Genomic DNA, 25,279 nt, shown 5'->3' on the forward strand with positions numbered 1-25,279 from the left:
GATGCGTTGGGTCTATTCATATCTCGTTCTCGCGCTCTTCGTCGCCTGCGGGGGCGAATCCGTACACCAGGATCCCGGCACCGGCGGCGAGCCGGCGGGCGATACCTCGTCGAGCACGACAGGCGCCGCCGAACCCACCAGCACGGCGTCGGCGGCCTCCGAGAGCGCCGGGCCGAACAACGCCGAGGAGTCGACGACCGGCGATTCGAGCACGACGGCGTTCACCGCGACCGAGGCGCTCGACACCGACGGTACTGTCGGTGCGAGCACGACGCAGTCCTCGGGCGACACCGACGATACGGCCGGTCCGGCCGAGACGGAGTCCGCGGGCGCCAGCGATCCATCCGACACGGAGACGGGGACGGGCGGCGATCCGCAGGCGTGCGTGGGCGCGGCGAGCCCGGTCAGCGCCGAGATGATCGCGTATCTCGACTCGCAGATCGGCAACCCCGGCGGCGAACCGGAGCTGCTCCACGTCCGCTTCTCCAGCCAGAGCTTCACCTGCGCCGATCCGCACGGCGAGCTCGCGTGCGGCCACAACTGGGAGGTGGCGCTGCAGATCCCGGCGGAGTTCCAGGTCCCCGGCGTCTACGCCCTGGCGGACGGCCAGGTCCACGCGAGCGCCCACGCGAACGGCGGGGGCGGCGACGACGTGTGCGAGGAGGCCGACGGCGCGGTGACCGGCACCCTCGAGATCGACGCCGTCGAAGACGGGGCCGTCACCGGCCGACTCTGCCACCTGCGAGCGTTCTTGCTCGAGGGGCCGATCGTGCTCGACGGCACGTTCGTCGCGCCGCGCTGCCCGCAGTGAGGCGAATCCGCGGAGCGCCGCCGATTCATGCGACGGCGCTCCGCTGCTCGGTGAGTTGGGTGAGGTGGACGAGCGCGGCGGAGACTGACGGGAATGTCATGGATGTACTTTGGGTCAGGTGATGGATAAAGCGGTGTGACCGCGGGAGGCCGAGAGGTGTTTCACCGGCGCCGCTCGAGGCCGTGGACCGCGTGCGTGCGGGCTGCTCGCTCGAACGTTTCATGGGCCTCGGGTCGGTCGACCCGCATGATCCTGCAGTCGCCGGGCGGGGGCGGGTGCTGTCGTGACCGCGCATGCTTCGCGCGAGCCGGGTCACGACGGGCGATGAAACCGACGATACGACGGGCGTCGTCGTCGGGGTCCGTCGCCGCGTCGGGATCGTTTCGTGCTATGGTCCCCGTTCCTCGCGATGCCAATCATCACAGTCCTCGCCGGCCTTCTCGCCGTGCAAGTGCCCGAGCCGCCGGCGGCCGGACTGGTGTGGGAGGCGCCGCGCGGCTGTCCGGGGCGCGAGGAGCTGCTGGCGGCGGTCGAGCGCCGGCTCGGGCGGGCCTTCGCCGGTGAGGTCGAGGTCGAGGCCCGGGTCTCGCTGTACCCCGAGGCTCCGCGCTATCGCCTGACGCTGCGGATCGCCACGCGCGGTCGCGGGGCGACCCGCACGCTGACGTCGCAGCGGTGCGCGGCCCTCGTCGACGCGACGGCGCTGCTGGTGGCGACCGCGGCGCGGCGCGAGGCCGGGGTGGCCGCGGCGGCCGGCGTGGAGTCGCCGCCGCCCCGGCCGCCCGCGGACGCGGCGGGCGAGGTCGAGATCGGAGAGGCGGCCGAGCTGTCGCCCGAGACGGAGCCCGGGCCCGAACCCACGCCCGCGCCGCAGGGGCCGGGGGCGCCGGAAGCGGCCATGGAGATCGAGATGGCGGGCCCGCTGTCGGGCGAGCCGGTGAGCTCGGAGACCCCGCTGCAGGCACCTGGACGGCCGCGGCGGCGGCTCGGCGGGGCGCTGAGGGTTCAGGGCGGGCCGGAGTACGGGGCGCTTCCAGGCGTCTCCGGGGCGGTCATGCTGGCGGGGGGCCTGCTGTGGCGGCGGGCGCGGCTGGAGCTGCGCGGCACGTTCCTCTCCCCGCGCACGAAGGCGCTGCAGCCGGAAGGCGAGCTGCGGGCGTTCGCGGGCATGGGCGCGGCGCTCGGCTGCGGGCGGCTGGGCCCGCGGCGGGTCGAAATCCCGCTGTGCGGCGGGCTCGAGGTGGGCGGTGTGCGTGGGATCGCGCAGGGGGTGGTCGGGGCGCGCAGCACGACCGGGCTCTGGCTGGCGGTCGTGGCCTCGGCCGGCGTGGCCGTGGCCGTGCACCCGCGGGTGCGCGTGGGCGCGGCGCTCGAAGGCGTCGCGGGGATCCTGGTGCCGGGCTTCGAGCTGCGCGACCCTGGGCCGCCGGTGCCGCTCTTCGCGTCGTCCCGGATCTCGGGCCGGCTGCTGTTCGCGGTGGAGCTGCGATTTCGTGACCCGCGGTGACGGAAGTCAGGGCCGCCGGAGAATCGAACCAACAGGTGATGCACGTCCCGGCGACCGACGACGAACCAGGGCCCGACGACGAGCCGCGCCGCGCGCGGTTTCACGCCATCTACCGCCGCGAGTTCGGGTTCGTGTGGGCGGCGGCGCGGCGCTTCGGGGTGCCGCCGGCGGCGATCGATGACGCGGTGCAGGACGTGTTCATCACCGCCTATCGCCGGCTCGACGTGCTCCGCTACGAGGTCTCGCCGCGGGCGTGGCTGTTCGCGGTGACGCGGCGGGTCGCGTGGCGCTACCGGCGGGGGGCGACGCGGACGGCGCGACGCGTGGCGGCGCTGGCCGAGACGTGGCCGGCGCCGCACGACGCCCCGCACCAGCGGCACGACACGGCGCAGCAGCTCGAGCAGGCGCTGGCGCAGCTCAGCAGCGAGCTGCGGGCGGTGTGGGAGATGTCCGAACTGCTGGGGATGAGCGGGCCGGAGATGGCGGCCGAGCTGGCACTGCCGCTCAACACCGTCTATTCGCGGCTGCGCCTGGCGCGGGGGCAGCTGCAGGCGCGCCTCGGCGAGGCGGAGCTGGCGGCCTGCGCCGAACAGACGCGCCGCCGCGAGGCGCCGCCGGCCGGGCAGGCGCAGCGCACCTGGGCGTTGCTCGGGCCGGCGCTCGGCAAGACCGGGGCGAGCGGGGTGCTGGGGGCGCTGTCGGCGAGCCGCGCGGCGGTGGCGGCGACGCTGATCGTCGCCGGCGGGGCGACGGTCCAGGCGGTCGCGCGCCCCGAGCGACGAGCGGCCGCGGAGGCCCGGGCGGAGGTCGAGCACGGCGCAGAGCACCTGTCCCCCGAGACAGATGATGCGGCGAGCCGCTCGGAGCCGCCCGCCGCGGCGACGCCGGCGCCGGTGCAGCGCGAGGCAGCAGCGCCGGCACCGGCCCGGCCCGACCGGCTGTCCGCCGAGGTGGCGCTGCTCGACGAGGCGCGGACACGCCTGGACGGCGGCGCTCCGGCGGCCGCGCTGGCGCTGCTGGGCACGCACGCGAGCGAGTTCCCGCGCGGCGCCCTGGTCGACGCGCGCGAGGCGGCGCGGGTCGAGGCCCTGTGCGCGCTGGAACGCGGCGACGAGGCCGAGGCGAGCGCCCGGCGCCTGGTCTCCGCGCACCCCGTGTCGCCGCTGGCGCAGCGCTTCGAGCATTACGTGTGCGCGCGCTGAATGGTGTGACCCGAGGGGTGTAGTGTCGACATTCAGAGAATGTCGACACTGCGACCGCGCGTCACCCCTCGACCGAGGCGGCGACCGTGACGGCCGCCTCGAGCTGGGCCTTCAGGATGTCGGCCGAGGTGGTCAGGAGCTGCGCCGCCGTTGGCAGCGATGCGCTCGCGCATTCGGCTCCGATCTTGGTCTTGAGATCGGGGCTGTCGGACAGCTGGCTCGCCAGGCTCGCGACCGCCGCCTGGCCCGTGGCCCCGAGCGTCGCTGCCGTGTCGATCAGACGCGCGGCGCGGCGGGTCGAGGCCAGGAGCGCTGCGAAGCGCTCCTGGAAGCTGGTCTGGAACGCGTGGAGCTCGGCCTGGAGCTGCGGGTCGTTGCTGGCGGCGCCGTTCAGCCGGTAGTCGATGCTCGTCGGCGGCGGGTAGCACTGCACGCCCGCCTCGACCGTCGCCTCGACCGTCGCCTCGCACTCGGCCGCCGTCGGCGCGCTCAGCTTGCCGTCGCACGGGCCGGTACAGGAGCCGCTCACCGTCGCGCTGCCCTCGCAGTGCGCCTCGTGGTCCTGGGCGCAGTCCGCCGGCGGGTCCGTGAACTCGCACACGCCGAGGCAGCGCCCCGGGCAAGCGCCGCCCCCGCTCAGGTCGCACTCGCCCTGGCACATCCCCGCGCAGCGACCGACGAAGTCCTGGCCGTCGCAGATGCCCTTGCACGTGCCGTCGCAGGCCGCCGCGATGTCGAGCTGACAGCTCCCCAGGCACTCGCCCTCGCACTGGAGCTGCGGCGCGATGCCGCGACACGTCAGCGTACCGTCGCTCCGGCAATCGGCCTGGGCGCTGGCGTCGATCGGGCACCTGCCCTCGCAGCGCACGTCGATCATGCCCGGATGGGCGCCGGGATCGCACTCCGCGACCGCGGTGGCGGCGGCGGCGAAGCGCGACTCGCAGCGGGCCGGCGGGGCCTCGATGGTCCAGCCGGCGTCGATGTCGACGAAGGCGGCCAGCTTGGCGTCGAGCGCCGCCTTGAAGTCGGCCGCACCGGTGGCGCCGACGAGGGCGGAGAGCCCGTTGAGCTGGTGCTGGAGGTCGTCCGCGGTCGCTTGCATCGCGCCCGAGAGCTCGAGCGTCGCGGCGAAGAAGGCGTCGAGCTGGGCGATGCCCGAGACCGTGAACTTGCCGTTGATGAACGCGGAATCGTCACACTCGAGGCCACACTGCTCGCCGTCGCTCCCGCCGGTCGGCGGGGTGTTCGTGTCGGTCACCGGCCCGAACGTGCCGAACGTCGATTCTCCGGCGGTGGAGTCCGACTGTGCGGCGGTGCAGGCCGACGCGATCGCTGCCATGGACAATACGATAAACCACGAAGACTTGAATGCGAGCATGACGCCGGCAGCGTACGCGCGGGTCCGGGCGACCGTCAAGAGCCGAGTCGGCGCGACGCGCGAATCACCCGGCTGACGCGCGCGCCCCTGCCGAGCGGTTCGACGATCGCGGGAGACATCCAGGAGGTCGATGCTCGCGCCGTGATGCCGGAGGTCGACGCCCTCGCCGCACCGCCGTGCTCGGCGCGTGGGCTCAGTAGCTGACTTGCACGCCGAGGACGGGCAGGATCGGCAGGCCGACGGCCGTTCGGGTGCGCGAGTAGTCCTGCGAATAGGTGATGCCCTCGGCGTTCTGGTGGTTGTACACGTTCATCACGTCGAGGTAGGCCCCGACGACGCAGCGGTGCAAGATCCACGTGCGGTCGACGCGGAGGTCGAGCTGGTGGAACACCGGCATGCGCGCGCCGTTGGTCGCGCCGAACAGCGGCGCGGGGTCGGTGGGGTACATGCCCCCGCCGTCGATCGCGCCGATGAACGGGGTGTAGGGCAGACCGGTGACGAGGCGGAACCGGCCGGCGATCGACCAGCGGCGCGGCAGCTTGTAACCGACCAGCATGACGAGGTTGTGGCGCTGATCGAAGTCGCTAGGAAACTTCTCCGTCCTGTACATCTCGCCGAACGAGATCGTGGTCGTCGAGCGCATCCACGTGTAGGCGATCCAGCCGAACAGCCGGGCGGTGAGGTCGTGGCGGAGCATGATCTCGAGCCCGGTGGTGGTCGAGCGAATGTCGGGCAGGGCCGGGATGTCGGGATCCGGCGGGGTGTCGGCGCGGAAATTGCGATGGAACAGGGTGGTGTCGAGCTCGATGTGATCGGAGAGGTCGACGTGGACGTTGGCGCTGTACTGGACGGCCCGACTGGCGCCGATCCGTCCCTCCGGATCGAACTCCAGCTGCGGATCGAGGTAGCGAATGGCGGCGGGGAACACGGTCATGTAATCGCCGGAGTAGACGGTGGGCCCGCCGAGCGGCAGATCGGGGGCGCCCCACTGGCTGAAGACGCCGGCGCTCGCGCTGCTGCGGCGATAGCTGGCCTGCGAGTACGTGCCGGCGGCGAGCTGGATCCGGACCCGCGCGTGCGGGGTGTAGCGCAGCAGCAGCCGCGGATCGACGGTGTGCGCCGCGTTGAGCGCGCCGGTGAACGCGTTGAAGCGGGCGCCGGCGATGATCGCGTAGCGCCCGAGCTCGAGCTGCGAGTGCAGGTATACGCCGGTGCTGGTGAGGAAGCCCCGCGTGCGCGTGTCGACGAGGAGGTTCTCGTTCCCCGTGCGGGCGCGCCGGAACGAGCGGTAGCCGTCGAGCTGGGTGTCGACGCCGAGGGTGAGCTGAAGCGGTCGCCACGGCCGGACGCTGACCTCCGCGCGCAGGAGGCCGACGACGTCGTTGCGCCGTCGCATGAATTGCCAGCCGCCGTCGTAAGCGGTGCGGTCGAATCGCACGGCGGGGGCGAGCAGGAAGTCCCAGCGGCCGTGGCGCTTGCGGTAGGCGAGGTCGACCCGATGGAAGCCGTTCTGCATGGCCAGGCCCTCGCCGGAGCTGTAGGCCGCGCGGAAGTTGAAGGTGTCGGCCGCGCCGAGGAGCCGCATCGTGAGGGTGCCTCCGCGACCGGCGGGGTGGTCGAAGATGAATTGATAATCGTGGTAGCGCGGGCTGATGGCAGGGAGGCCGCGGGTGGCGTCGTCGGGCAGGGCGCCCAGGGCGAGGTCGAGGTAGCCGCGCTGAGCCGCGAGGATGAACGAGCCACCCCTGCCGAACGGGCCCTCGAGCCGGGCGCCGGCCGAGATGATGTCGAGCTTGGCCTGACCGTGGACGCCGTCGCGCCGGCCGGCCCGCGGGGTGAGGTGGACGACGCCGCCGACGGCGTTGCCGTAATGGGCGGAGAAGTTGCCGGGCACGTATTCGATGCTCTGCAGCACGCCGGCCGGGACGATGCTGGCGAGGCCGGGGATGTGAAAGGCGCGCGGGAGCGGGTGCTCGCCGAAGAACACCTGCGATTGATTGGGGGCAGCGCCGCGCAGGATGAGGAGACCGAGGCCGCCGGGGACACGGGCGACGCCGGGCAGGTTCTGTAATGCGCGCAACGGGTCGCCCTGGCTGCCGGGCAGGTTGGCGATCTCCTCCGGCTGCAGCCTGGTGCTGACGGGGCTCGGCTTGCGGACGCGCTCCTGCTCGACGATCGTGCGATAGCCGCCGGCGCCGTGCGGCTGGAGGTAGATCGTCGGCGGCTTGCGGCGCGACCAGTAGGCGGCAGGGGTCGGCTGCTCGAATCGCTGGTGGCCGGGGGCGACGACGATGAGCACGAAGGCGCGGCTCGGCAGGTCGGCGAGGAGGAAGCGGCCGTCGCCGTCGGACACGGCCTCGCGGGTCCACGCGCGGCCGTGACGCGCGCGGGCGAAGACCCGGGCGCCGGCGATCGGGAGCCGCTCGCCGGCGCTGCGCAGCGTGCCCTGCACGGTGGTCCGCGCCGCGGGCTCAGCGGACGCCGGGGCGGCGGCGAGGAGGCATGCGAGGAAGGCGAGGGCGATCATGCGTCGTCTTCGGGGACGAACTGCAGCTCGACGAAGGCCTTGCCCCGGCGTTCGTCGACGATGTCGAGCCAGAGGGTGGTGGGCACGACGTCGTGGGGGACGACGAAGGTCGGGGACGGGAGGTCGGGGGCTGCCGGTCGCTGGTCGGGCCCGTCGAACAGCACGGGCTCGCTGAACAACAGCTGATACCCGAACACTTCGGTGCGTCGCTCGAGCGGGCCCGTCCACGTGTCGTCGAGCGAGACCCAGTACTCCTGCGCGGCGTCGGCGGCGAAGCGCGGCTCGACGACGATGCGATCGCCGCGGCGGACCGGGACGGCCTCGCCGAGGTCGACGACGAGGTCCTCGCGGACGCCGCCGCGCTCGCGCGTGACGGTGAATCCCAGCACGGTCGGGTTGGTGTCGGCCTCCTCCGCGAGGACCTCGGGCGGAGCGTCGACGGACCCCGGCAAGAACGGCAAGCCGAGCGGCGTGTCGCTGAACGGGGGCGCGCGCACGACGACGAAGCAGCCCCCCACATCCGGGCGCGGCGAGGCGCTCATGCGCTCGAGACAGTCCCGGGTCGTGAGCTCCGGGCGGCGGCTGCCGACGAGCAGGAGCACGAAGCCGGGATCGGGTGCGTACGCGCCGCCAAGGTGGACGCGGATCCGGTGGTCCTCGCCGAGCCGACACGACCCGGAGATGCCGATGGGCATCGGGTCGGGACAGTCGGCCAGCTCGAGGAGGTTCGACCCGCTCCACAGCGCGTCCCTGCACTCCCACGAGCAGGCGACCCAGATCGGTGGCTGCAGCTCCTGGCCGGGCGGGACGGCGACCTTCCACTCGAGCTCGACGGTGTCGAGCGGGAGGACGAAGGCCCGGTGCCGGTCCGGCGGCACATTGAGCAGAGAGCCGTAGCCGCCGGGCTCGACGACCTCGACGAGGATCCCGCGGAAGCGCGCGTCGATCACCAGCCAGTCGTACTCGACCGGGACGCAGGCGGCCGATCCGAGGGTGCCGAGGGCGAGCAGCCAGCGCCTCATCACAGGGCACGTTAGCGCGCCCTGTCGGGGCCGACCACTGGGGTCGTCGTGCGGTTTTTCTCGCCGAGCCGAGGCGACGGGCGGGAATGCAAAGATGTCCCCGAGATCATGTCGCGCCGTGTGGTCGCGGGTATTGTCGAGATTGATATGGCGGCGAGGACATCTTGCCGAGGTTGTCTGAGCAGCCGCTGCGGTCTCGGACGAGTGAGAGTGCCGTCGCGGGCCGACGAGCGGGGCCGGCGACGATCGTCTCGAGGCGAGCGAGGGGCGGCGTGGTGGGACGCAGCGAGGGGCCCCATGCCTGACGCGCAGGCGCGGGATGTCTCTCCGGACATGTGATAGCAAAACACTCCGCGCCGAGCATCTGGCATGCAGGACTCGCGTCGCGAGGGACCCGCCACGCCGCCCCTCGCTCGCCTCTCGCCAGTCTCCGGGCCCCGCGCCTCACTTGCGCGCGGGGACCGTCGTGCACTCGCGTTTATCGTCGGGAGCCGAGGCTCGCGCGGACGAGCAGCTGCGAGTAGCTCTCGAGGAACTCCTGCTTCGACAGCGTGCTGTCGCGGCTGGTGTCGCTCGCGCGGAGGAACTCGTGGATCTCCTCGTCGCGGTAGCCCAGCGACCGCAGCTTCGCCTCGATCTCCGCGCGCTCGAGCCGGCCGTCGTTGTTCGCGTCGATCTCCTCGAACACCTGGGCCATCGAGTCGCGGAACATCGCCCGCGAGATGGCCTTGCGGAACTCTCGCTCGAGCATGTCGAGGAAGCTGTCGTCGCCGAAGTCGGTCAGCCACGGGTTCATCACCGTCGAGCGCAGCACCGTGACCGCGTGCCCCGGCCCCTCGACGCCGAGCCGGCGCTTGTAGTCGGCCATGAACAGCGCGCCGTAGTGGGCGTCCTCGAAGTCGGTGGTGGTCACCAGCAGCGGGTGGCCGGACGGGTCCTCGCCCGGCTTGAGGCTCAGGACCTCGTAGACCGCCTTGTTCAGGCGGTTCGCCTGCGCCAGGCTCTGGTTCATCGTGCCGTCGGGGCGCTTGAAGTTGAAGGCGTAGGTGAGGATGTTGAGGTCGGGGCCGACCTCGGCGAGCAGCGCCAGCGCCTCGTCGTCGGTCAGCAGCTCGTCGGTGTCGCGGCGATCGATGCGCTCGCGGATGAACTCGATCTGCGCCGCGACGTCGCCGCCGGTGATCTCGGCCGGCAGGCGGGGCACCGGGACGACGACGAAGTTGTCCTCGGGGCGGGCCATGCACAGCAGGCGGGCGTAGACCCGCCGGCAGTTGAACAGCGCCTTGCGGTGGATGCTGCCGTAGCCGCTGCGGGTCGGGCGGATGACCTTGTGGGCCAGGAACACCGCCGCGACCGCGGCGCCGGGCTTCGAGCCCTCGACGCCGTAGATGCCGACCGAGGGCTCGTCCTGGGCGTGCAGGATGTACGGCGCCTTGAAGGTCACCAGGTCGCGCATGGCCGCGTTGCGGTAGCAGAGGGCGCCGGCGGGGTAGGGGATGTACCCCGATTTGTGCGGGTCGACGGTGACGGAGTCGGCCTGCTGCAGCACCGCGTATTGCTCGCCGGTGTAGCGGCTGAACCCGACCTCGCCGCGAGGCGCGGCGGAGGCGGGCGGCTTGCCGCTCGGGCCGTCGTCGTCGTCGCGGAGGATGCTGACGTGATAGCCGCCCCAGGCCGCGTCGGCGTGCACGGTGAACTCGAGGCCCTTCTGGCGGAACTGCTCGCGCAGGGCCAAGATCTCGCGCAGCGGATCGACGGCGCTCTCCTCGGTGCTGCCGATCACGCCGACGACGGTGTAGACCGGCCGGCGCTCGGCGAGGCAGGACTGCAAGATCCGCTCGAGCTCGGGGATGCTCATGCGCGCGTTCTCGTCGAGCGGGACGTCGAGCACGTTCGCGGCGCCGATCCCGAGGATCGCGGCCGCCTTGGGGAACGAGTAGTGCTTCGTCGCCGGGACGATGATCACCGGCGGGCTGCGCAGCTCGGCCGCGTAGCGGCTGAAGAAGGCGTGCATGCCCACGCTCTGCGGCGACACCTTCGTGAGCGCCTCGGTGATGGCCTCGGGCGAGATGCCGTGCTCGGCGGTGAGGCGCGCCGGGAGGGCCAGGATGTCGTCGCCCCGCAGGTTGCACAGCGACCACACGTCGAGCTCGCGCAGCACGGCCTGGTCACCGGCGGCCGTGCGCACGCGCAGATCTCTGGCCGCGGCGAGCGACGGGTCCTCGCGCAGCGCCGCCTGCATGGCGATCGGATAGAACTTGAGGTTGCGCGCCGACCAGATCGCCTCGATGTTGGCGACCGTGCCGCCGGAGGTGATGTGGCCCCACGGACGCACGGCGCCGGCCTGGCACGCGGCCTTGTCCGGGAGCGGGTAGCCGATCATGCGGCACAGGTCGTCGCCGACCAGGAGCTCGAGGATCGTCGTCGCGGTCGAGCCCTCGAAGGCGACGTTGTTGGGGTTGTAGAGCATCGCCGCGAAGTAGCCGAGCACGGCCGGCATCGCGGTGTCCCAGTTCATGTGCCCCTGGTAGCGGGTGCTGAAGAACGGCATCGACTTCTTGAGGAAGCCGAGGAGCGAGCGGTAGCTGTCGGTCAGCGCGCCCATCGCCTGCACGTATTCGGGCTGGCGCTTGACCGCCTCGGTGACGAGGGTCGGATCGCCGGGGTGGAAGTTGCGGCGCCAGAACGCCTGGTCGCGGATCGCCTCGACGATCAGGCGCTCGAACTCCTCCGCGTTCTCGGCCTTGGAGCCGAGGAACCACGCCTCGGGCGAGGAGGTGCCGGGACCGTCGAGGTAGGGGATCTCGACCTGCTGAAGGAATTGATCGACGGCGCCGGCGGAGACCTGAGGTCCACGGTGCCGAGTGGGTCGTCTGTTCATTTGTTCGTGCTCCTGCCCGGGGGGCCAAAAAACTGATGCGGAGGGCGAGCGTGGCACAGTCCCCGCGCGTGGCCAACCGCCCCCGATTGCCTCGTATTTGCGACGACAGGGCGAAGCGGCGGTCGTTCTCGAGCACACGTGGAGCGCGCACCGGAGCGCGGATCCGGAGAATGCCACGACGCCCAGGATCACGGCGCCCCGCGCCCTCGGCATCAACCTGTGGAAGGGCGGCATCGTTCCGATCGCGCCGCCCCGGGCAACTGGGGCCCCGGCGTCGACTGATCGCACGATTCACGCGACCTCCTCGCAGCCGAGGGGGTCACGGGGTCGACATTCAGAGGTGCTGCCGCCGCTCGACGTATTTGCGCCGTGGTAGGTTCGGCGCTCCAGGAGCGCCCATGGGCATCGACCTGTCCCTCCGCCTCACGTCCCACCCCGATCTCCGTCCTCGCGATCCCGAGGATCGCCTCGTCGCGTGGGCCAAGGGCTTCGTCCCGATCGCGTGGTGGGCCCTGTTCACGCCCGGGGACGCGGTGATGGGCAGACACGGCCTCGCTCTGATCACCCGCTCGGACGCCGCGCTGGACCGGCTGGGGCGCCGGGCAGCGACGATCCGCGCGGTCGCCGGCCGGCACGCGCTCGGCCTGCGGACCATCGAAACGATCCTGCAGGATGCCCCGGACCTGTTCCTGCGCGCGGAGCTGCACGAGCTGTACGAATCCATGCCGGACCTCGCGGAGCTGTGTGATCCGGGCCGGCTGGACGTGTGGCCGCATGAGCTCGACCGCGGCCGCCTGGTGGCGACGAAGCACCACGGTGGATCGCTCGCGGACGGGGTGGTCGGGGGCGTCCCGAACCGGGAGGTGGAGCTGCCAGATCCGGCGACGCTCGAGGCGCGCTCCCTCGCCGCGCTGCGCACCGGAGACTCGTACGAGCTCGACCTGCTGGAGGAGGCGCTCGCACGGCAGCTCGTCGAGGCGCACGCGCCGTGGCTGAGTCTGACCCGCAGGAGGTGGGGCGATGGCCGGGGCGAGGCCGAAGCGGACCAGGTGCTGACGGCGCTCGCGGAGGGCCGACCCGAGCCGTTCGCCCCGCTCGCCGGGAAATATGCGCCCCACGCCGCATACGCGCTCTCGACGGCGGTGGCGCGTGACCGTGAACGCCGCCGGGCGCTGCGCCGGGCGTTGCGGGGCGCGACAGAGCCGCTGGCCGCCCCGCTCGCGCTCGCCCTCGACGTGAACTGCCCGAGCCGCGACGCGCTGTACGTCGCCGAGTGGCTCGACGGCGGGCCGCCGCCGCGGGCGGTCGCCAGCCGCGAAGCCGTGCTCGCGTGCCGACTGGCCGCCATCGGAGCGCCGGCCTGCCTGCTGTCGCCGCACGACCCGATCGCGGTGGCCGAACGTGCGCTCGGCTGGCACGACGCGGTGCTCCAGGGCGCGACGCAGCCGGTCGCGCTGGCCGACGCGCCGGACCTGGCGATGTCCCGCGCGCTCGGGCTGTCCGCGGAGGTCGCCCGCAGCGGGCTGCACGAGGACGCGAGCGACGGGGCGCTGGCTACCGCGGCCCGTGATGCCGCCGTGGTGCTGTGTCGGTCCGCGATCACGATCGACGGCCCGACCCGCGCCGCGTTGCGCGAATCGCCGACGCCCGAGGCGCCGTTCCTGGCCGGCGCCGACCGTGCCTGCGTTCACCTGGCGCTCGGCGAGCTCGACGCGCTGCCCGCGTTGCTCGCGGACGACGCGACCAGCCCGGCGGCGCTCGTGGCTGCTCTCCGGTCCGCGGGGGTCGGCGACCGCGCGCTCGGCTGGCTGACGAAGCGGGCTCGCTCCGGCGATCTGGCCGCCGCGGCGCTGGTGCTCGACACGCCGGGCGCCGACGACACCGCCCTGACCGCGGCGCGGATCGCCGCGGAGCCGGCTCTCCGCCGCCTCGCGGCGATCCGGGCCCACTTCGAGGAGGGGAGCGTCACGCTCTCCGAGCGCGACGCCGTGCTCGCGGAGGTCGCCGAGCTCGCCCGCGCGCTCGGCCCGGACGGCGCGCCGCTCCGGGCAGCGCTCGGCGACTGACGTCCCGCGTCATCGCGTGTGTCTCGACGAGATGTTTGAAGAGGCATGTCGATGAGGACATGTCTTTTAAGAAATGTTTTCATGGACATGCTTTGAAAGACATGTCCAAAGCGTCAGCAGGTCGGGGCGAGGAAGCCGCCGTTCAGCTCGGGTCCGCCGAGGGTCGGGTCGGGGATGCCGGAGCCGAAGCCGTGCAGCACGCCGGTCACGCAGCCGGGGTCGAGCTGCGTCAGCTCGAGCTGGCCGGTGAAGAACGGCTCGTCGCCGATCGTGCCGGTCTTGCCGCTGCCGCTCGGGCCCATCACCGTCATGGTGCCGATCACCTCGGGGTGGGCGTCCATGTCGATCGTCCCGGCGACCGCGAGCGCCGCCGGGAGCTCGACCGTGAAGACCCACCCGGTGCGCTCGCAGTCGAGGCCGATCTCGACGTTCTCGGCCCGCGTGCCGCACTCGAGGCCGAGCGAGGTCCAGGTGATCACGAGGTCGCCGTTCTCGAGCCACTCGGCGTGAGCGCCGGCGATCTGCGGATCGACCGCGACGGGCGGGGTCTCGCACGCTGCGACGTCGAGCGGCGTGGCGGCGGGGCTCTCGATGCACTGCGGCGGATCGCAGGCGAGCGCCAGCAGCGAGCCGCAGGCGGCGGCGAGCAGGTGGAGGGCGAACGTCCGGCGGATCATGGCGTGCACCTCGGGGCCCGGAAGCCGCCGTCGAAGGGCCCGTGCTGGTCGACGAGGCCGACGATCCGGCCGGTCACGCAGGTGTCGGTGACGGCGAACAGCTCGACATCCGCGAGATGGAGCTTGCTGTGCCCGCCGTGGACGCGCGCCTCGGGCGTCTCGAATTCGACGTAGACGGGCGTACGCAGCGGATAGGTGCCGGGCACGGACTCCTCGGCGCGCAGGCCGAGCGTGAGGCCGAGGTCGTCGTCGCTGGCGCAGTAGCCGTGCTGCGAGGCCGGCTCGCCGCACGCGAGCGGACGCGTCGACATCGTCAGGACGAGGCCGTCGAAGCGACTGACCGCCCGCGCGACCGCGAGGCCGTCGATCGGCGCGACGCCGGGCGGGAGCTCGGGGCACGCCTCGAGGTCGTGTGCGCTCTGGTTGCCGGGCAGGGCGGGCACTGGTTCACAGAAGAGATCGAGATCGTCGCAGGCTGGCGCGACGAGCGCGACAGCGAGCACGAGGAGCAACGGGGGTGCGTGAATCATGCCCGTGATCAGTCCTCGCCGACAGCGGAGTTTCCTGCGCTGCATCCCCTGCAGGGCGCGACAAAAAATGACCGCGGCGAGGAAACTTCGCCCCGGCTCGGGCATGAAGTCATTTCGGGACGCGCCTCGTGCTCCTGCTCCTCGCCACCCTCCTCGCCCCGCCGCCGCCGCAGACCAGCGTCGAGCTGCGCGTGACGTCCGTCGACGACGGCGCGGCGAAGCTGCTCGAGCAGACGCTGGTACAGCGCCTCGGGGCGCGTCTTCTGGAGGATGGGTATCGCGTGGTCCCGGCCGGGCGGGTGGCCGGTGTGCGGGTGTGGGTCCACCTCGAGGCGACGGGGGCGACGATCGAGACGCGCGGGGCGGGGCTGCGGATCGAGACGGTGCCGGCCGGCGACCCGGCGCTGGTGAGCCTGGAGATCCAGCAGCTGGCGACGGCGCTGGTCGACGAGGTCGAGCCGGGCCCCGCGGAGCCGCAGCCGGCGGTGGCGCTCGAGCTGTCCGGTGCGCCGCGAGATCCGGAGCTGCGCGAGCGACTGCAGCGCGGGCTGCTCGGCCGCGGCTTCGCGCTGACGCGAAGTCCGAACGCCGGCGACCGCCGGCTGTGCGTCGCCGTCGCCGACTCGGGCGAGGCTCGGGTGCACGTGGTCGGCGGCGACGGCAGCTGCGATGATGAGTCGTCCGCGGCGACGCAGGTGCCGGCGGGCGAGACGGTCGCGCGCGGCCGGGAGATCCTGCTCGCCGAGGTCGCGGCGGCGCTCGACGCGGTGGTGCCGGAGCCGGTCCCGTGGGAGGGTCAGGGTGCCACCATTCGTCCGGCGCCGTCGGTGTCCGAATCATCACAGCCCGCGCCGGCGGAATCATCGGAGTCGAGCGACCCGCGGGCGCTGGTGTTCACGGTGGCGGCGCACGGCGGGGTGCTCGCGCGCACCGGCGGGCCGGTCGACGGGCTCGCCGGATTCGGCGTGCGGGTCGGCCGGCGGCGCGGGCTCGGCGGGGCGATCGATTGCATCGTCGTGCCGTCGGGGGCCGAGGGGCTGCGCGTCGTCGAGGCGGCGCCGACGGCCGCGATCGACTGGCGGCTCGGGTTCGCGGAGCGCGGGGTCGTGGCGCTCGGGCTGTTCGCCGGCGTGCACCTGCACCATTATGCGCAGACGGGCGGCGCTCGCGACACGCGCGTCGGCGCCAGCGCGGGCGCGACGGTGCGGCTCGGCTGGCTCGGCCGCCGCGGCGCGCTGTTGTTCGCGGGGCTGCGCGCGGGCTGGTCGGGCGGGAACTGGGTGCACGTGTACGATACGGCCATCAGCTGGCGGCGCAGCGACCTGGTGCTGGGGCTCGAGTTCGGGGCCGGCTGGGACATTGCTCTCCGCCGCGGAGGCCGGCGATGAGCGGTCGCGCCGTGGTCTCCAAGGTGGACGTGATCGACGAGGTCGGAGGTGACGACGACGTCGCGGCGCGGCTCGACCGGCTGTACCGCCGCCACCACGCGGCGGTGTACCGGCTCGCGCTGCGCTACGGCCTCGGCAACGAGGCGTGGGCCGAGGACATCGTGCAGGACGTGTTCCTCACCCTGCTCGACCGCCTGCCGACGCTCGCCGACCCCGAGCAGCTCGACGGCTGGCTGTACCGCGTGACCAGCAATCGCTGCCTGCGCAAGCTGCGGCGCGACAGCTTCCTCGACCGTCCGCTGGTGCGGTGGTTGCTCGCGCGCGACCGCGTGGCCGAGGCCTCGCCCGAGCAGCAGGTGTTCGCCCGCCGCGATCTCGAGCGGGCCCGCTCGGCCCTCGCCGCCCTGCCGGCGCGCGAGCGGGTGATCGTCGGGATGTGCCACCTCGACGGCAAGTCGCAGCGCGAGGTGTGCGAGATCCTCGGGCTCTCGAAGGGCTACGTGTCGAAGCTGCTGGCGCGGGGCATCGCGCGGCTGGAGGAGGCGCTCGATGAGTGAGCGAGAGCCCGAAGCGATCGCGCGGATCCGGGCCGTCGACGAGGCGCTGGCGCGGCGCGGCATGTCGCCGGTGGCGAGCGAACGGGTCCGGCAGTCGCTGGTGCGGCACGCCCAGGCCCGGTCGCTGCGGGCCCGGCTGCGCTGGTGGCCGATGGTCGCGTTCGCGGCCGGGGCGGCGCTGATGGCGGTGCTGCTGCTCGAGCGCCGCGAGGCCGCGGTGCACGACGCGGTCGCGCGCCGCGAGCCGGTCGCGCCGGCGAGCACGGCGGGCGAGAGCTCCGCGCCGCCGCAGCCGCCGTGCGGCGAGCTCGGCGCGGGCGCGCTGCGGCTGGACAGCGACGTCTGCCTCGCGGGCGACGGCGTGCGGGTGAGCGCGTGGGCGCCGGCGCGGCTCGAGCGGGCCGGCGATCGCGTGACGGTGCGCGAGGGCGAGGTGATGTTCGAGGTCGATCCGCGGCCCGGGCGGCCGCTGCACGTGATCGCCGGGGCGATCGACATCGAGGTCGTCGGCACGCGCTTCATCGTCCGCCAGCGCGACGGCGCCGGCAGGGTCTCGCTGCTCGAGGGCCGGCTGCGCGTGCGCGCCGGGGACGGCTCGGTCGTGGCGCTCGAGGCCGGGCAGGAGCTCGCGTGGCCGGCTCCCGCGGCGCCGCCGGTGTCGCCGGCTCCGCGGCGCCGCCCGCCGCCCGCGACCGTGGCGGCGCCGTCGAGCGACGCGGGGCTCGCCGAGGTGCTGGCGGAGGTGGCGACGCTGCGCCGCGAGGGCCGCTTTCGGGCGGCGGTCGATCGCCTGCGCGCGGCCGACTCCGAGGCGTGGTCGGCCCGCTCGCGCCAGCTGGTGTCGTTCGAGATCGGGACGCTGCTCGAGCGCCAGCTCGGCGACGCGGCGGCGGCGTGCGCCCACTGGCGAGCGCACCGCGAGCGGTTCCCGGGCGGGCCGCGCGACGAGATCGTCGCGCGCTCGCAGGCCAGGCTCGGCTGCGCGGAGCGGTGAGCGACGTGTCTATTCAAACATGTTTGACCGGACACGTCGCCGACGGCCGCGTCGAGGGAGGCCGTCGTCGCGATCAGAGGAGGCTGGGGTCGTCGACGTCGACGTGGAGGATCGTCCAGTTGTCGTCGATGGCGTCGGGATTCCAGAAGACGACGTGAACGCCTCCCGTAAGCTGCGGATGAGTATCGCTCAGGAGGTCGGTGCGCATCACGTCGAGGCCCTCGAGCACGTCGTGGTCGCCCTCGAAGTCGTCGATGAGGAGGACGTTCTTGTTGAAGGTCACCTCGCGCCCGACCACGTGGAACACGTACAGGTACACCGGGTTGAGGCCCCAGTCGTTCGTGATCTCGGCTCCGTACATGTGGCCGCTGTCGGAGAACGCCAGGCCGTTGCCTTTGCCGAATGCCTTGACGTTCGTGGGCATGGCGAGGGTGTAGAGGAGCTCGAGCTCGGTCGAGTCGCCGCGCCACTCGTAGACGTGGATGGTGTAGTTTTGGTCGCCGGAGTAGAGCAGGCCGTCGACGGGGTTGATCGCCACCCATCCCGCGCGGGTCTGCGTGTTGGGGGGGAAGTGCTTGACGTCCAGCAGGTCGAGGGTGCTCGATTCGTACATCGCGATCATGGGCCCCGGATCGCCGAGGATCGCGTCCTTCTTCTCGATCGGCGCGAACACGATGCCCTCGAACTGATCGATGTCGCCGATGTGATTGCGGCCGGGGCATTCTGCCGGGATGAACCTTCGCTCCGTCCAGATCTGCGTGTCCTCGTCCTCCAGGTCCTCGCTCAGCGGGATCTGGTACAGCGCGCCCATGCGAGAGACGAACCAGTTCTCGTCGTCGTGCGCGAGGCCCTGGATGTGGGTGGCGACGTTGTCACCGTCGTCGTCGTTCGCCGGTTCGGTGTCGTCCGGCCACAGCGACACCTGGTAGTCGCTCCACAGTTCGAAGTCTCGCAAGCGGTAGCGCAGGTAGGACATGATCTCCCCGCTCCAGGGCAAGAACCCGTCGCCCAGGGACGTCCAGGGCCGACATTCACCGCCGTAGTTCTTCTCGGGGCAGGTCAAGGCGTACACCCCCTCGCCGATGCGGATCCGGTTGATCTCGCCGCCGATGACGAGCTCGGGCGGCGCGAGCTTGGGCCAGAACAGGCTCGTCAGGTCGGCCACGCCCCGCGGCGCCGCGGTCCACTGCAGCCAGGTGTTGGCGCCCTGGCCGGCGTGCGCGAACGTCAGATCGGGCGTCCTGCAGTCCTCGTCGACCGACGAGTCGCAGTCGTTGTCGATGTCGTCCGCGCAGATCTCGATCCCACGTCCGCAGTCCCGGACCGGCTGACACGAGAAGTCCTCGTCCATCAGCCCGTCGCCGTCGTCGTCGCAGAAGTTGCAGACCTCGACGCGCGTGCAGGGGGTCACGATGTTGCCCTCGGCGTCGCACTGCTGGGTGCCGGTGCCGTAACAGACCGCGCAGAGCTTGTCGCCGGCGATCGGCTGGCACGACGACTGGCCGCCGGCGCACGTCGACAGGCCCGGGCAGCCGTTGGCCAGCTCGCACGACGTGACGACCGGCTCGCAGGGCCCCCAGGAGCCGCCGTCGCACTGGCGCTCGCCCGTACAACCGCCCGGCAACTGACAACTGCCGACGGCGCCGTCAGGACATAGGGCGCGGGCCTGCGTCGCCGTCAGCCCGGCCAGCCCGAGGGCCAACAGACCCGCGAGACGCGCGCTCCGGTGGGGAAAACGATCGTGGATTGTGGAGACCCGTATGTCGTTGAAACGTGTCATCGCGAGCCCGAGCAAAGCAAGGCACGGACCGAGGCGCCGTCGCGGGAAAGCCTCGAGATCACGGCGATGTCCGTGCTGCGACGATGCGCGGCGAGGGTGGGTATGCGCGCCGCGGATGCGCGCGCATCGGGCCCGCGCATCGGCCATGTCCGGCTCGGGGCCGAACGCCGGCGACACGGCCTCGACCGCGCACGAGCGGGCCCGCCGCGCTGGAGCGTCGAGCCAGGCCGAGTCCTGAGTGGCGCTCGGGGCCGGAGCGGGCAGGAGCAGCGGCGGTGCGGCTGGGCGGGCGTCAGTAGACGAACGGCACGATGCGGTAGGGGACCTTCTCGCAGTAGCGGTCCCAGTCGGCGCCGTACTTGCGCTTGCACATCGCGTTGTCGCGGCGCTCGCGGTCGAGCAGCAGCGGCGCGAAGTAGAGGAAGTAGAAGTAGGGGACGATGCTGCCGAAGCCGCACGCGAGGCACCAGGCGAGGGCCATGGTGAGGTCGCCGAGGTAGTTGGAGTGGCGCGCGAGGCCCCACCAGCCCGACAGCAGCAGCTTGGTGCCGCGGGCGGTGTCCATGCTCACCGGGCGCTCGCCCCAGATCGGCTGCGAGGGGTCGCGGCGGAACTGTTGCTTCTGCAGGTTCGAGTCGCGGAACACGTAGTAGCCGGCGACGTGCATGACGACCAGCGCGATCGCGGCGGCGGTGGCCAGCGACGGGTGCGCCGCGAGCACGTACTGCTGCTGCAGCGTGAAGTTGAACGGCATCCACACGAGGAACGCGAACCAGAGCATGAAGCCGAGGTTCTCCTCGATGATGTCGATCATCGTCAGCAGGTTCGACTCGAACACGAAGAAGTCGACGATGTAGAACAGCTGGCACAGGCTGACGACCAGCATCGCCGTCGACAGCGACCCGGTCGCCTGCAGTTCCGCCGCGGGCATCAGGATGGCGAACGCGCCCCAGGTGGCCATGCCGACCCGCGACTCGAAGAAGAACTTCAGGTCGTGCCGGCCGAGCCGCGGGTTGAGGATCGCGCCCATGTAGAAGTCGTAGATCGCGTTGCCGGTGCTCCGCTCGAGGTGCGCGCGGCGCCGGCCGGCGACGTAGCTGAGGGCCGAGGCGACGACGGCGAACAGGGTGGCGATCGTGAGCAGCGGCCCGAGCTGCGCGAGCACGGCGCTCGGCGACACGAGGTCGACGGCGATCCCGGCGACGAGCAGCGCCGCCGACACGGCGAACGCGAACAGGCCGTTGATCCGGTACTCCGCGCGCTCACCGTGCTCGGTCGGCCGGCCCTCGACCACGCGCCCGGGCCCGTACACGTAGAGCAGCGCCTGCAGGCCGAGCCACGCGGCGAACATCGCGGCGGCGTCGCAGGTCGGCGCCGGGAACATCGCCAGCAACTCGGCGCTCGAGCGCGGCAGCCACAGCGAGCCGCCGTGCTGCGCGACCGCGGACCACAGGTAGAAGCTGACGGCCGGCATGACGATCGTCAGCAGCAGCGCGCCCCAGGGGCCGCCGAACTGATCCGGGCGAGGTTGGTGGTCCGAATGCACTGCCGTGGCGCTCATCGGCGGGGACGATAGAGGCTGTCGGCGAGGATCTCCAGCCCGTCCGGATCGCCGCGCAGGACGGCGCCGGGCCGCGTCGCCGGGCGCTGTGATCCCGAGCACGGGAGGTGCGCGGCCTGGATCTCCTCGCCAGGAGGCCGCGCGGGTCGCGGGACCCTGCGAGCGTGCGCAAGAATCGGGGGCCCCGTCTCCTGCTTGACGGCCTTTCATCCGGGTCCGTCAGCGGCACGGCCCGTCGCGTTGCTCGCGGAGGTCGAGCCAGGCGATCTTCGTCGGGTCGTCCTTCGCCAGCTCGAGGCTCAGGGTCGGGGCCCCGCGCTCGCAGGTCAAGGCGAAGGCGGCCTTGCGGGCGCCGAGGACGTGGGGCGCGGCGAGGCGACAGCGGCCGTACTCTTCGGCGGCGTCGGCGAGGCCGCGGCGCATCTCGTCGACGCTGAACTTGGCGGTGAAGAGGTCCTTGAATTCGCGCCCGTTCCAGCGGTGGAGCAGCAGCAGCGAGCGTTCGGCGGCGCGGGCCAGTTCGGGGGCGGGGGCGAGGCCGGTCGTGCGGTCGATGTCGAACGAGGTGATCGGCGCGCCCGGCCACGGGGCGACGCGCAGCTCGACCCGGAGCACGCCGCGCTCGCAGGTCAGCTCGACGGCGCCGGCCCGCGGCTCCTCGAGCGTGAGGGCGCGAGGATCGCTACAGGCGCCGACGAGCGCGCGCCACTCGGCGAGCTCATTGGCGGTGGTCTCGGTCGGATAGGCGTCGCGGAAGTCGGCGGAGAACAGGCTCGCGTGGGCGGCGTCGTCCCACTGACCGATGAGCGCGCCGAGGCGAGCGGCGGCCGCGAGCAGGTCGGGCGAGGGCGCGTGCTTGCGCGGCTCGAGGGCGCCGGTGTCGGCGAGGAGGTCGAGGACCTTGGCGGCGTCGGCCGGCAGCACGCGGCTCGAGATCGAAGACAAATTCGTCATCAGGATCACGGCGACGCCGCGCGTCGGCAGCATCAACATCATGGAGCGATAGTTGAGGGTCTTGCCGTTGTGGGCGACGACGTGGTCGTAGCGGCAGTCGGTCCGGACGCTGAAGCCGAGGCCGATCCCGTGGACGCTGGCGCGCGCCGGGGCGTGGGCCATCGATTCGGCCGAGAAGCCGGCGAGCGTCGTGAGGGTGTGGGCCTCGCGGAGGGTGGCGCGGCGCACCGGGCCGGGGTCGGGCTCGTCGCGCGCGGGCCAGGCGGCGAGGTTGAAGGCGGCGTAGCGGGCGAGATCCTGGACGCTCGAGTAGGCGCCGCCGGCCGCGTCGGTGGCCCCGGGGCGCCAGTGCGGGCGGGGGCGCGGCTCCTGGCCCGGCAGGCGCTCGTGGCCGACGGCGATCCTGTCCCCGGGGACATCTTCGGGGATGAACGCGGTGTTGCCCATGCCCAGCGGCGTGAAGATCGCGTCGCGGATGTAGGTGCGATGATCGACGCCGGCGACCGCCTCGACGAGCGGGCCGAGCAGCTGGACGCCGAAGTTGGAGTAGACGTAGCGCTGACCGGGCGGACGGTCGAGGCCGACGCCGGCGAGCGTCGCCAGGAATTCGGCGCGGCCCGGCGGCGTCGCCGGGTACTCGGCGAAGTTGCCCATGCGCGGGAGCCCGGAGGTGTGCGTGAGGAGGTGGCGGATCGTGATCGGCGGGCTGTCGGCGGTCGGGTAGGCGATCGCGTCGAGCTCGGGGAGGTAGATCGCGGCCGGACGGTCGAGGTCGAGGCGCCCCTCGTCGCGCAGCTTCAGGAGCGCGAGCGTGGTGAAGGTCTTGGTGATCGAGCCGACGCCGAAGACGGTGTCGCGCTCGACCGGGAGCCCGCGCTCGGGGTCGCGATGGCCGTAGCCGCGGAACCACGCCAGCTCGGAGTCGATCACGATCCCCGCCGCGAGGCCGACGAGCCGGTCGCGCGCGACGGTCTGCTGCAAGTAGGCGTCAATCGCGGGAAACGCGGCCTCGAGCCGGGCGCGGCGCTCCGGGTCGAGGAACACCGGCGGCGGATCGCTCGGCTCGATGCGGCGCTGCACGAGCTGCGGTGGCGGGGTGACGGCCGGCTCCGCGGTCGCGACCGGGGCGCGCGCAGCCGGGGCAGGGGCGACGACACGCGCGCAGCCGCTCGAGGAGACGATGAGACAAGCCAGGATAAGGGGACGCATACCGCCAGGATGCCGGGCGGCCGGCGGCGTGACAATCACCCCGGCGCGGGGCCCCAGGCCAGCGGCAGGCGATCGTAGCCGAAGAACAGGATCACTCGTGCGCGCTCGAGCGGTCCGTCGAGGCGCAGGTCGGGCAGTCGGGCCAGCAATCGCTCGATGCCGACGCGGAGCTCGAGCCGGGCCAGGGCGGCGCCGAGGCAGAAGTGGATCCCGCGGCCGAACGAGAAGTGCCGGTCGGCGTGGGCGCGCCCCGGATCGAAGCGGTCCGGTTCGGCGAACTGCGTGTCGTCGCGGTTGGCGGCCGCGAGCAGCAGCTGCAACGAGCTGTCGGCCGGGATGGTCACGTCGCCGATGGTCACCTCGGCGGTGGTCTGGCGCTGATTGAACAGCAGCGGCGTCTCGTAGCGGAGCACCTCCTCGATGAATCGCGGGAGCAGGCCCGGATCGGCGCGCACGGCCGCGAGGTCGGCGGGGCGCGTCATCAGCAGCGCGAGCGCGTTGCTCATGGCGAACATCGTCGTCTCGTGGCCGCCGACGATGAGCTGCATCGGCACCGCCACCAGCTCCTCCTCGCTCAGGCGATCGCCGTCGTCGAGCCGGGCCTGGATCAGCACCGACAGCAGGTCGTCGCCGGGGCGGGCCCGCCGCTCGGCGATGACCCCGGCGAAATAGCGCTGGAACGCGAGCAGGCCGCGCGCCGACTCGACGAGGCGCTCGAGCGGCTCGACGCACCAGATCAGCCGCAACCAGTCGCCCGACCACGCCTTGAGCCGGTCGATGTCGCCGCGCGGCATGCCGAGCATGTCGCCGATGACCATGGCCGTGAACGGGAACGCGAACTGCCGCGCGACGTCGGCGTGTCCGTCGGCGACGAAACCGTCGATCAGCTCGTCGGCCAGCCGCCGGATCGCCGGTTCGCGCGCGGCGATGCTCTGCGGCGCGAAACCCTTGACCAGCAGGCTGCGCATGCGCGTGTGGTCGGGCGGGTCGGTGGTCAGCAGCGTCGGCAGCCACGGCGCTCGCCCGGCGAACACCGCCACGACCTCGGCGGGCAGCTCCTTGTGAGCGCTCATGATGTACCTGGAGGAGTAGCGCGCCGGGTCGCGGTAGATCGCCTGGATGTCCTCGGGCCGGGTGATGAACCAGCTGTTGAGCGGGGCGTTGAAGAACGCGGCCGTGGCCCGCCGCGCGGCGGCGTAGAACGGGTACGGATCGGCCATCTGCGCGAAGTCGAACGGATTGTGGCCGGCGAGAGAGGCGGGATCGATCGGCTCCGATTCACTCATGGGCAGGGCCCTCCATTCGTCAGCCTGCACGCGGGCGCGTGGTCCGTGAATCGGTGCACACCCGAGGGGCGCGTCAAGCCGCCGGGAGGGGCACGGTGAACGAGCTGCCCTCGCCGACGACGCTGGCGGCGATCGTGCTCTGCATCAGGGGGACCATCTCCTTGCAGCGCGCGAGGCCGCGGCCGGCGCCGCCGTGGAGCCGGGTCGAGCTGTCGCCGGCCTGCGCCGCCCGCATGCAGACCGGGGGCGTCCGTCTTCGCGCGCCGGCACGGCCCTGGCGGGAGGCGCGAACATTCATCGGGCCTCATCCTCGACCGACTCGTCACGACATGGGACATTCTCGCATGCGTCCATTCAAGCACTCGTCGTTCTCTCCCCTGTGGCTCGTCGCCGCGGCCGTGGCCGCCGTCCTCGGGTGGTGCGGGGTCGAAAGCGGCGCCCAGAATTATCTGTGCGAAGGCACGTTCGCGTTGTGCACGTCGGCTCCGTGCGTCCCGCTGCCGAATTCGAGCCAGGCGGCGTGCTCGTGCGAGGTCTTGCAGGGCAACAGCATGGCGTCGGTCCCGTGCGACCAGGTGGCGCCGACGCAGGGGAGGTACGGCACCGAGGTGGTGTATTCGATGTTCTCGCTGGCGCAGTTCGCCCAGGGCAAGGAGGCGATGAAGTGCGCGCAGAACACTCCGTGGACGTGGTGCCTGAACAAGCCTTGCACGGTCGACCCCGCCAACCCCGACAGGGCGTTGTGTGTCTGCGACGTCGTCGCGAACAGCACCCAGGAATGGATGACGCTCGGGGGCCAGTGCGACGCGTCCACCTGCAAGACCGCGTTCTGGTCGGGCGCCACGCTCGCCGACTTTGAGGAAGGCACCCAATTCATGCAGAGGCATGGCCAGTCGATTCAACCGCGGTGGTGCGAGTAGCCGGCGATTCACGTCCGCTCGGCGAGGGT

At 72.4% G+C, this 25,279-nt stretch carries 19 protein-coding genes; 8 read left to right on the forward strand and 11 right to left on the reverse strand.

Annotated features, from left to right (window positions below):
* Position 1 precedes the first annotated feature (1 nt).
* The 3 genes from K7C98_RS12820 to K7C98_RS12830 all read left to right on the forward strand — a co-directional run bounded on the left by K7C98_RS12820 (position 2) and on the right by K7C98_RS12830 (position 3,520).
* Complete coding sequence (locus K7C98_RS12820) at positions 2-811, forward strand: hypothetical protein (RefSeq protein ID WP_224191914.1); 810 nt, start codon at positions 2-4, stop codon at positions 809-811.
* Between the two features lie 409 nt (positions 812-1,220).
* The gene (locus K7C98_RS12825; protein WP_224191915.1) at positions 1,221-2,318 is read left to right on the forward strand and encodes a hypothetical protein; all 1,098 of its coding nucleotides are present in this window, start codon (positions 1,221-1,223) and stop codon (positions 2,316-2,318) included.
* A complete protein-coding gene (locus tag K7C98_RS12830; RefSeq protein ID WP_224191916.1) occupies positions 2,315-3,520 on the forward strand; it encodes an RNA polymerase sigma factor in 1,206 nt (401 codons plus the stop codon). The genes K7C98_RS12825 and K7C98_RS12830 overlap by 4 nt, the downstream gene beginning before the upstream one ends.
* A gap of 61 nt (positions 3,521-3,581) precedes the next feature.
* Here K7C98_RS12830 and K7C98_RS12835 read toward each other — a convergent pair whose 3' ends face one another.
* The 4 genes from K7C98_RS12835 to K7C98_RS12850 form a co-directional block, all read right to left on the reverse strand.
* The gene (locus K7C98_RS12835) at positions 3,582-4,859 is read right to left on the reverse strand and encodes a hypothetical protein (RefSeq protein WP_224191917.1); all 1,278 of its coding nucleotides are present in this window, start codon (positions 4,857-4,859) and stop codon (positions 3,582-3,584) included.
* A gap of 232 nt (positions 4,860-5,091) precedes the next feature.
* Positions 5,092-7,425 carry a TonB-dependent receptor gene (locus K7C98_RS12840; RefSeq protein ID WP_224191918.1) on the reverse strand — a complete coding sequence of 778 codons (2,334 nt, stop codon included), beginning with the start codon at positions 7,423-7,425 and terminating at the stop codon, positions 5,092-5,094.
* Complete coding sequence (locus tag K7C98_RS12845) at positions 7,422-8,447, reverse strand: hypothetical protein (protein ID WP_224191919.1); 1,026 nt, start codon at positions 8,445-8,447, stop codon at positions 7,422-7,424. Before K7C98_RS12845 ends, K7C98_RS12840 begins: the two co-directional genes overlap by 4 nt.
* Positions 8,448-8,925: 478 nt before the next feature.
* Positions 8,926-11,328 (reverse strand): pyridoxal-dependent decarboxylase, encoded by a 2,403-nt coding sequence (locus tag K7C98_RS12850; RefSeq protein ID WP_224191920.1) that lies wholly within the window; start codon positions 11,326-11,328, stop codon positions 8,926-8,928.
* Positions 11,329-11,726: 398 nt separating this feature from the next.
* Between K7C98_RS12850 and K7C98_RS12855 the strand changes: the two genes are divergently transcribed.
* Positions 11,727-13,394, forward strand: coding sequence for a hypothetical protein (locus K7C98_RS12855; RefSeq protein WP_224191921.1), 1,668 nt, complete (start codon positions 11,727-11,729; stop codon positions 13,392-13,394).
* A gap of 113 nt (positions 13,395-13,507) precedes the next feature.
* Here K7C98_RS12855 and K7C98_RS12860 read toward each other — a convergent pair whose 3' ends face one another.
* Positions 13,508-14,071 carry a hypothetical protein gene (locus tag K7C98_RS12860; RefSeq protein ID WP_224191922.1) on the reverse strand — a complete coding sequence of 188 codons (564 nt, stop codon included), beginning with the start codon at positions 14,069-14,071 and terminating at the stop codon, positions 13,508-13,510.
* A complete protein-coding gene (locus tag K7C98_RS12865; protein ID WP_224191923.1) occupies positions 14,068-14,601 on the reverse strand; it encodes a hypothetical protein in 534 nt (177 codons plus the stop codon). Before K7C98_RS12865 ends, K7C98_RS12860 begins: the two co-directional genes overlap by 4 nt.
* Before the next feature lie 128 nt (positions 14,602-14,729).
* Here K7C98_RS12865 and K7C98_RS12870 point away from each other — a divergent pair, with 128 nt between their 5' ends.
* Genes K7C98_RS12870 through K7C98_RS12880 form a run of 3 tightly spaced genes read left to right on the forward strand, consistent with a single transcriptional unit; the run spans position 14,730 to position 17,540 of the window.
* Positions 14,730-15,989, forward strand: coding sequence for a hypothetical protein (locus K7C98_RS12870; RefSeq protein ID WP_224191924.1), 1,260 nt, complete (start codon positions 14,730-14,732; stop codon positions 15,987-15,989).
* On the forward strand, positions 15,986-16,546 hold the full coding sequence (locus K7C98_RS12875) for an RNA polymerase sigma factor (protein WP_224191925.1): 561 nt from the start codon (positions 15,986-15,988) through the stop codon (positions 16,544-16,546). Before K7C98_RS12870 ends, K7C98_RS12875 begins: the two co-directional genes overlap by 4 nt.
* Positions 16,539-17,540 (forward strand): FecR domain-containing protein, encoded by a 1,002-nt coding sequence (locus K7C98_RS12880; protein ID WP_224191926.1) that lies wholly within the window; start codon positions 16,539-16,541, stop codon positions 17,538-17,540. The genes K7C98_RS12875 and K7C98_RS12880 overlap by 8 nt, the downstream gene beginning before the upstream one ends.
* 73 nt (positions 17,541-17,613) lie before the next feature.
* Here K7C98_RS12880 and K7C98_RS12885 read toward each other — a convergent pair whose 3' ends face one another.
* The 5 genes from K7C98_RS12885 to K7C98_RS12905 all read right to left on the reverse strand — a co-directional run bounded on the left by K7C98_RS12885 (position 17,614) and on the right by K7C98_RS12905 (position 24,565).
* Positions 17,614-19,242: a hypothetical protein gene (locus K7C98_RS12885; protein WP_224191927.1), complete on the reverse strand. Its 1,629-nt coding sequence runs from the start codon at positions 19,240-19,242 to the stop codon at positions 17,614-17,616.
* A 370-nt stretch (positions 19,243-19,612) separates the two neighbouring features.
* A complete protein-coding gene (locus K7C98_RS12890; RefSeq protein ID WP_224191928.1) occupies positions 19,613-20,881 on the reverse strand; it encodes a hypothetical protein in 1,269 nt (422 codons plus the stop codon).
* 219 nt (positions 20,882-21,100) lie between these two features.
* Positions 21,101-23,044: a serine hydrolase domain-containing protein gene (locus K7C98_RS12895; protein ID WP_224191929.1), complete on the reverse strand. Its 1,944-nt coding sequence runs from the start codon at positions 23,042-23,044 to the stop codon at positions 21,101-21,103.
* A 35-nt stretch (positions 23,045-23,079) separates the two neighbouring features.
* Complete coding sequence (locus tag K7C98_RS12900; protein WP_224191930.1) at positions 23,080-24,330, reverse strand: cytochrome P450; 1,251 nt, start codon at positions 24,328-24,330, stop codon at positions 23,080-23,082.
* A 73-nt stretch (positions 24,331-24,403) separates the two neighbouring features.
* Positions 24,404-24,565 carry a hypothetical protein gene (locus tag K7C98_RS12905; protein WP_224191931.1) on the reverse strand — a complete coding sequence of 54 codons (162 nt, stop codon included), beginning with the start codon at positions 24,563-24,565 and terminating at the stop codon, positions 24,404-24,406.
* Between the two features lie 109 nt (positions 24,566-24,674).
* Here K7C98_RS12905 and K7C98_RS12910 point away from each other — a divergent pair, with 109 nt between their 5' ends.
* On the forward strand, positions 24,675-25,250 hold the full coding sequence (locus tag K7C98_RS12910; RefSeq protein WP_224191932.1) for a hypothetical protein: 576 nt from the start codon (positions 24,675-24,677) through the stop codon (positions 25,248-25,250).
* Positions 25,251-25,279 lie beyond the last annotated feature (29 nt).

Source organism: Nannocystis pusilla (assembly GCF_020073745.1).
GTDB lineage: Bacteria > Myxococcota_A > Polyangia > Nannocystales > Nannocystaceae > Nannocystis > Nannocystis radixulma.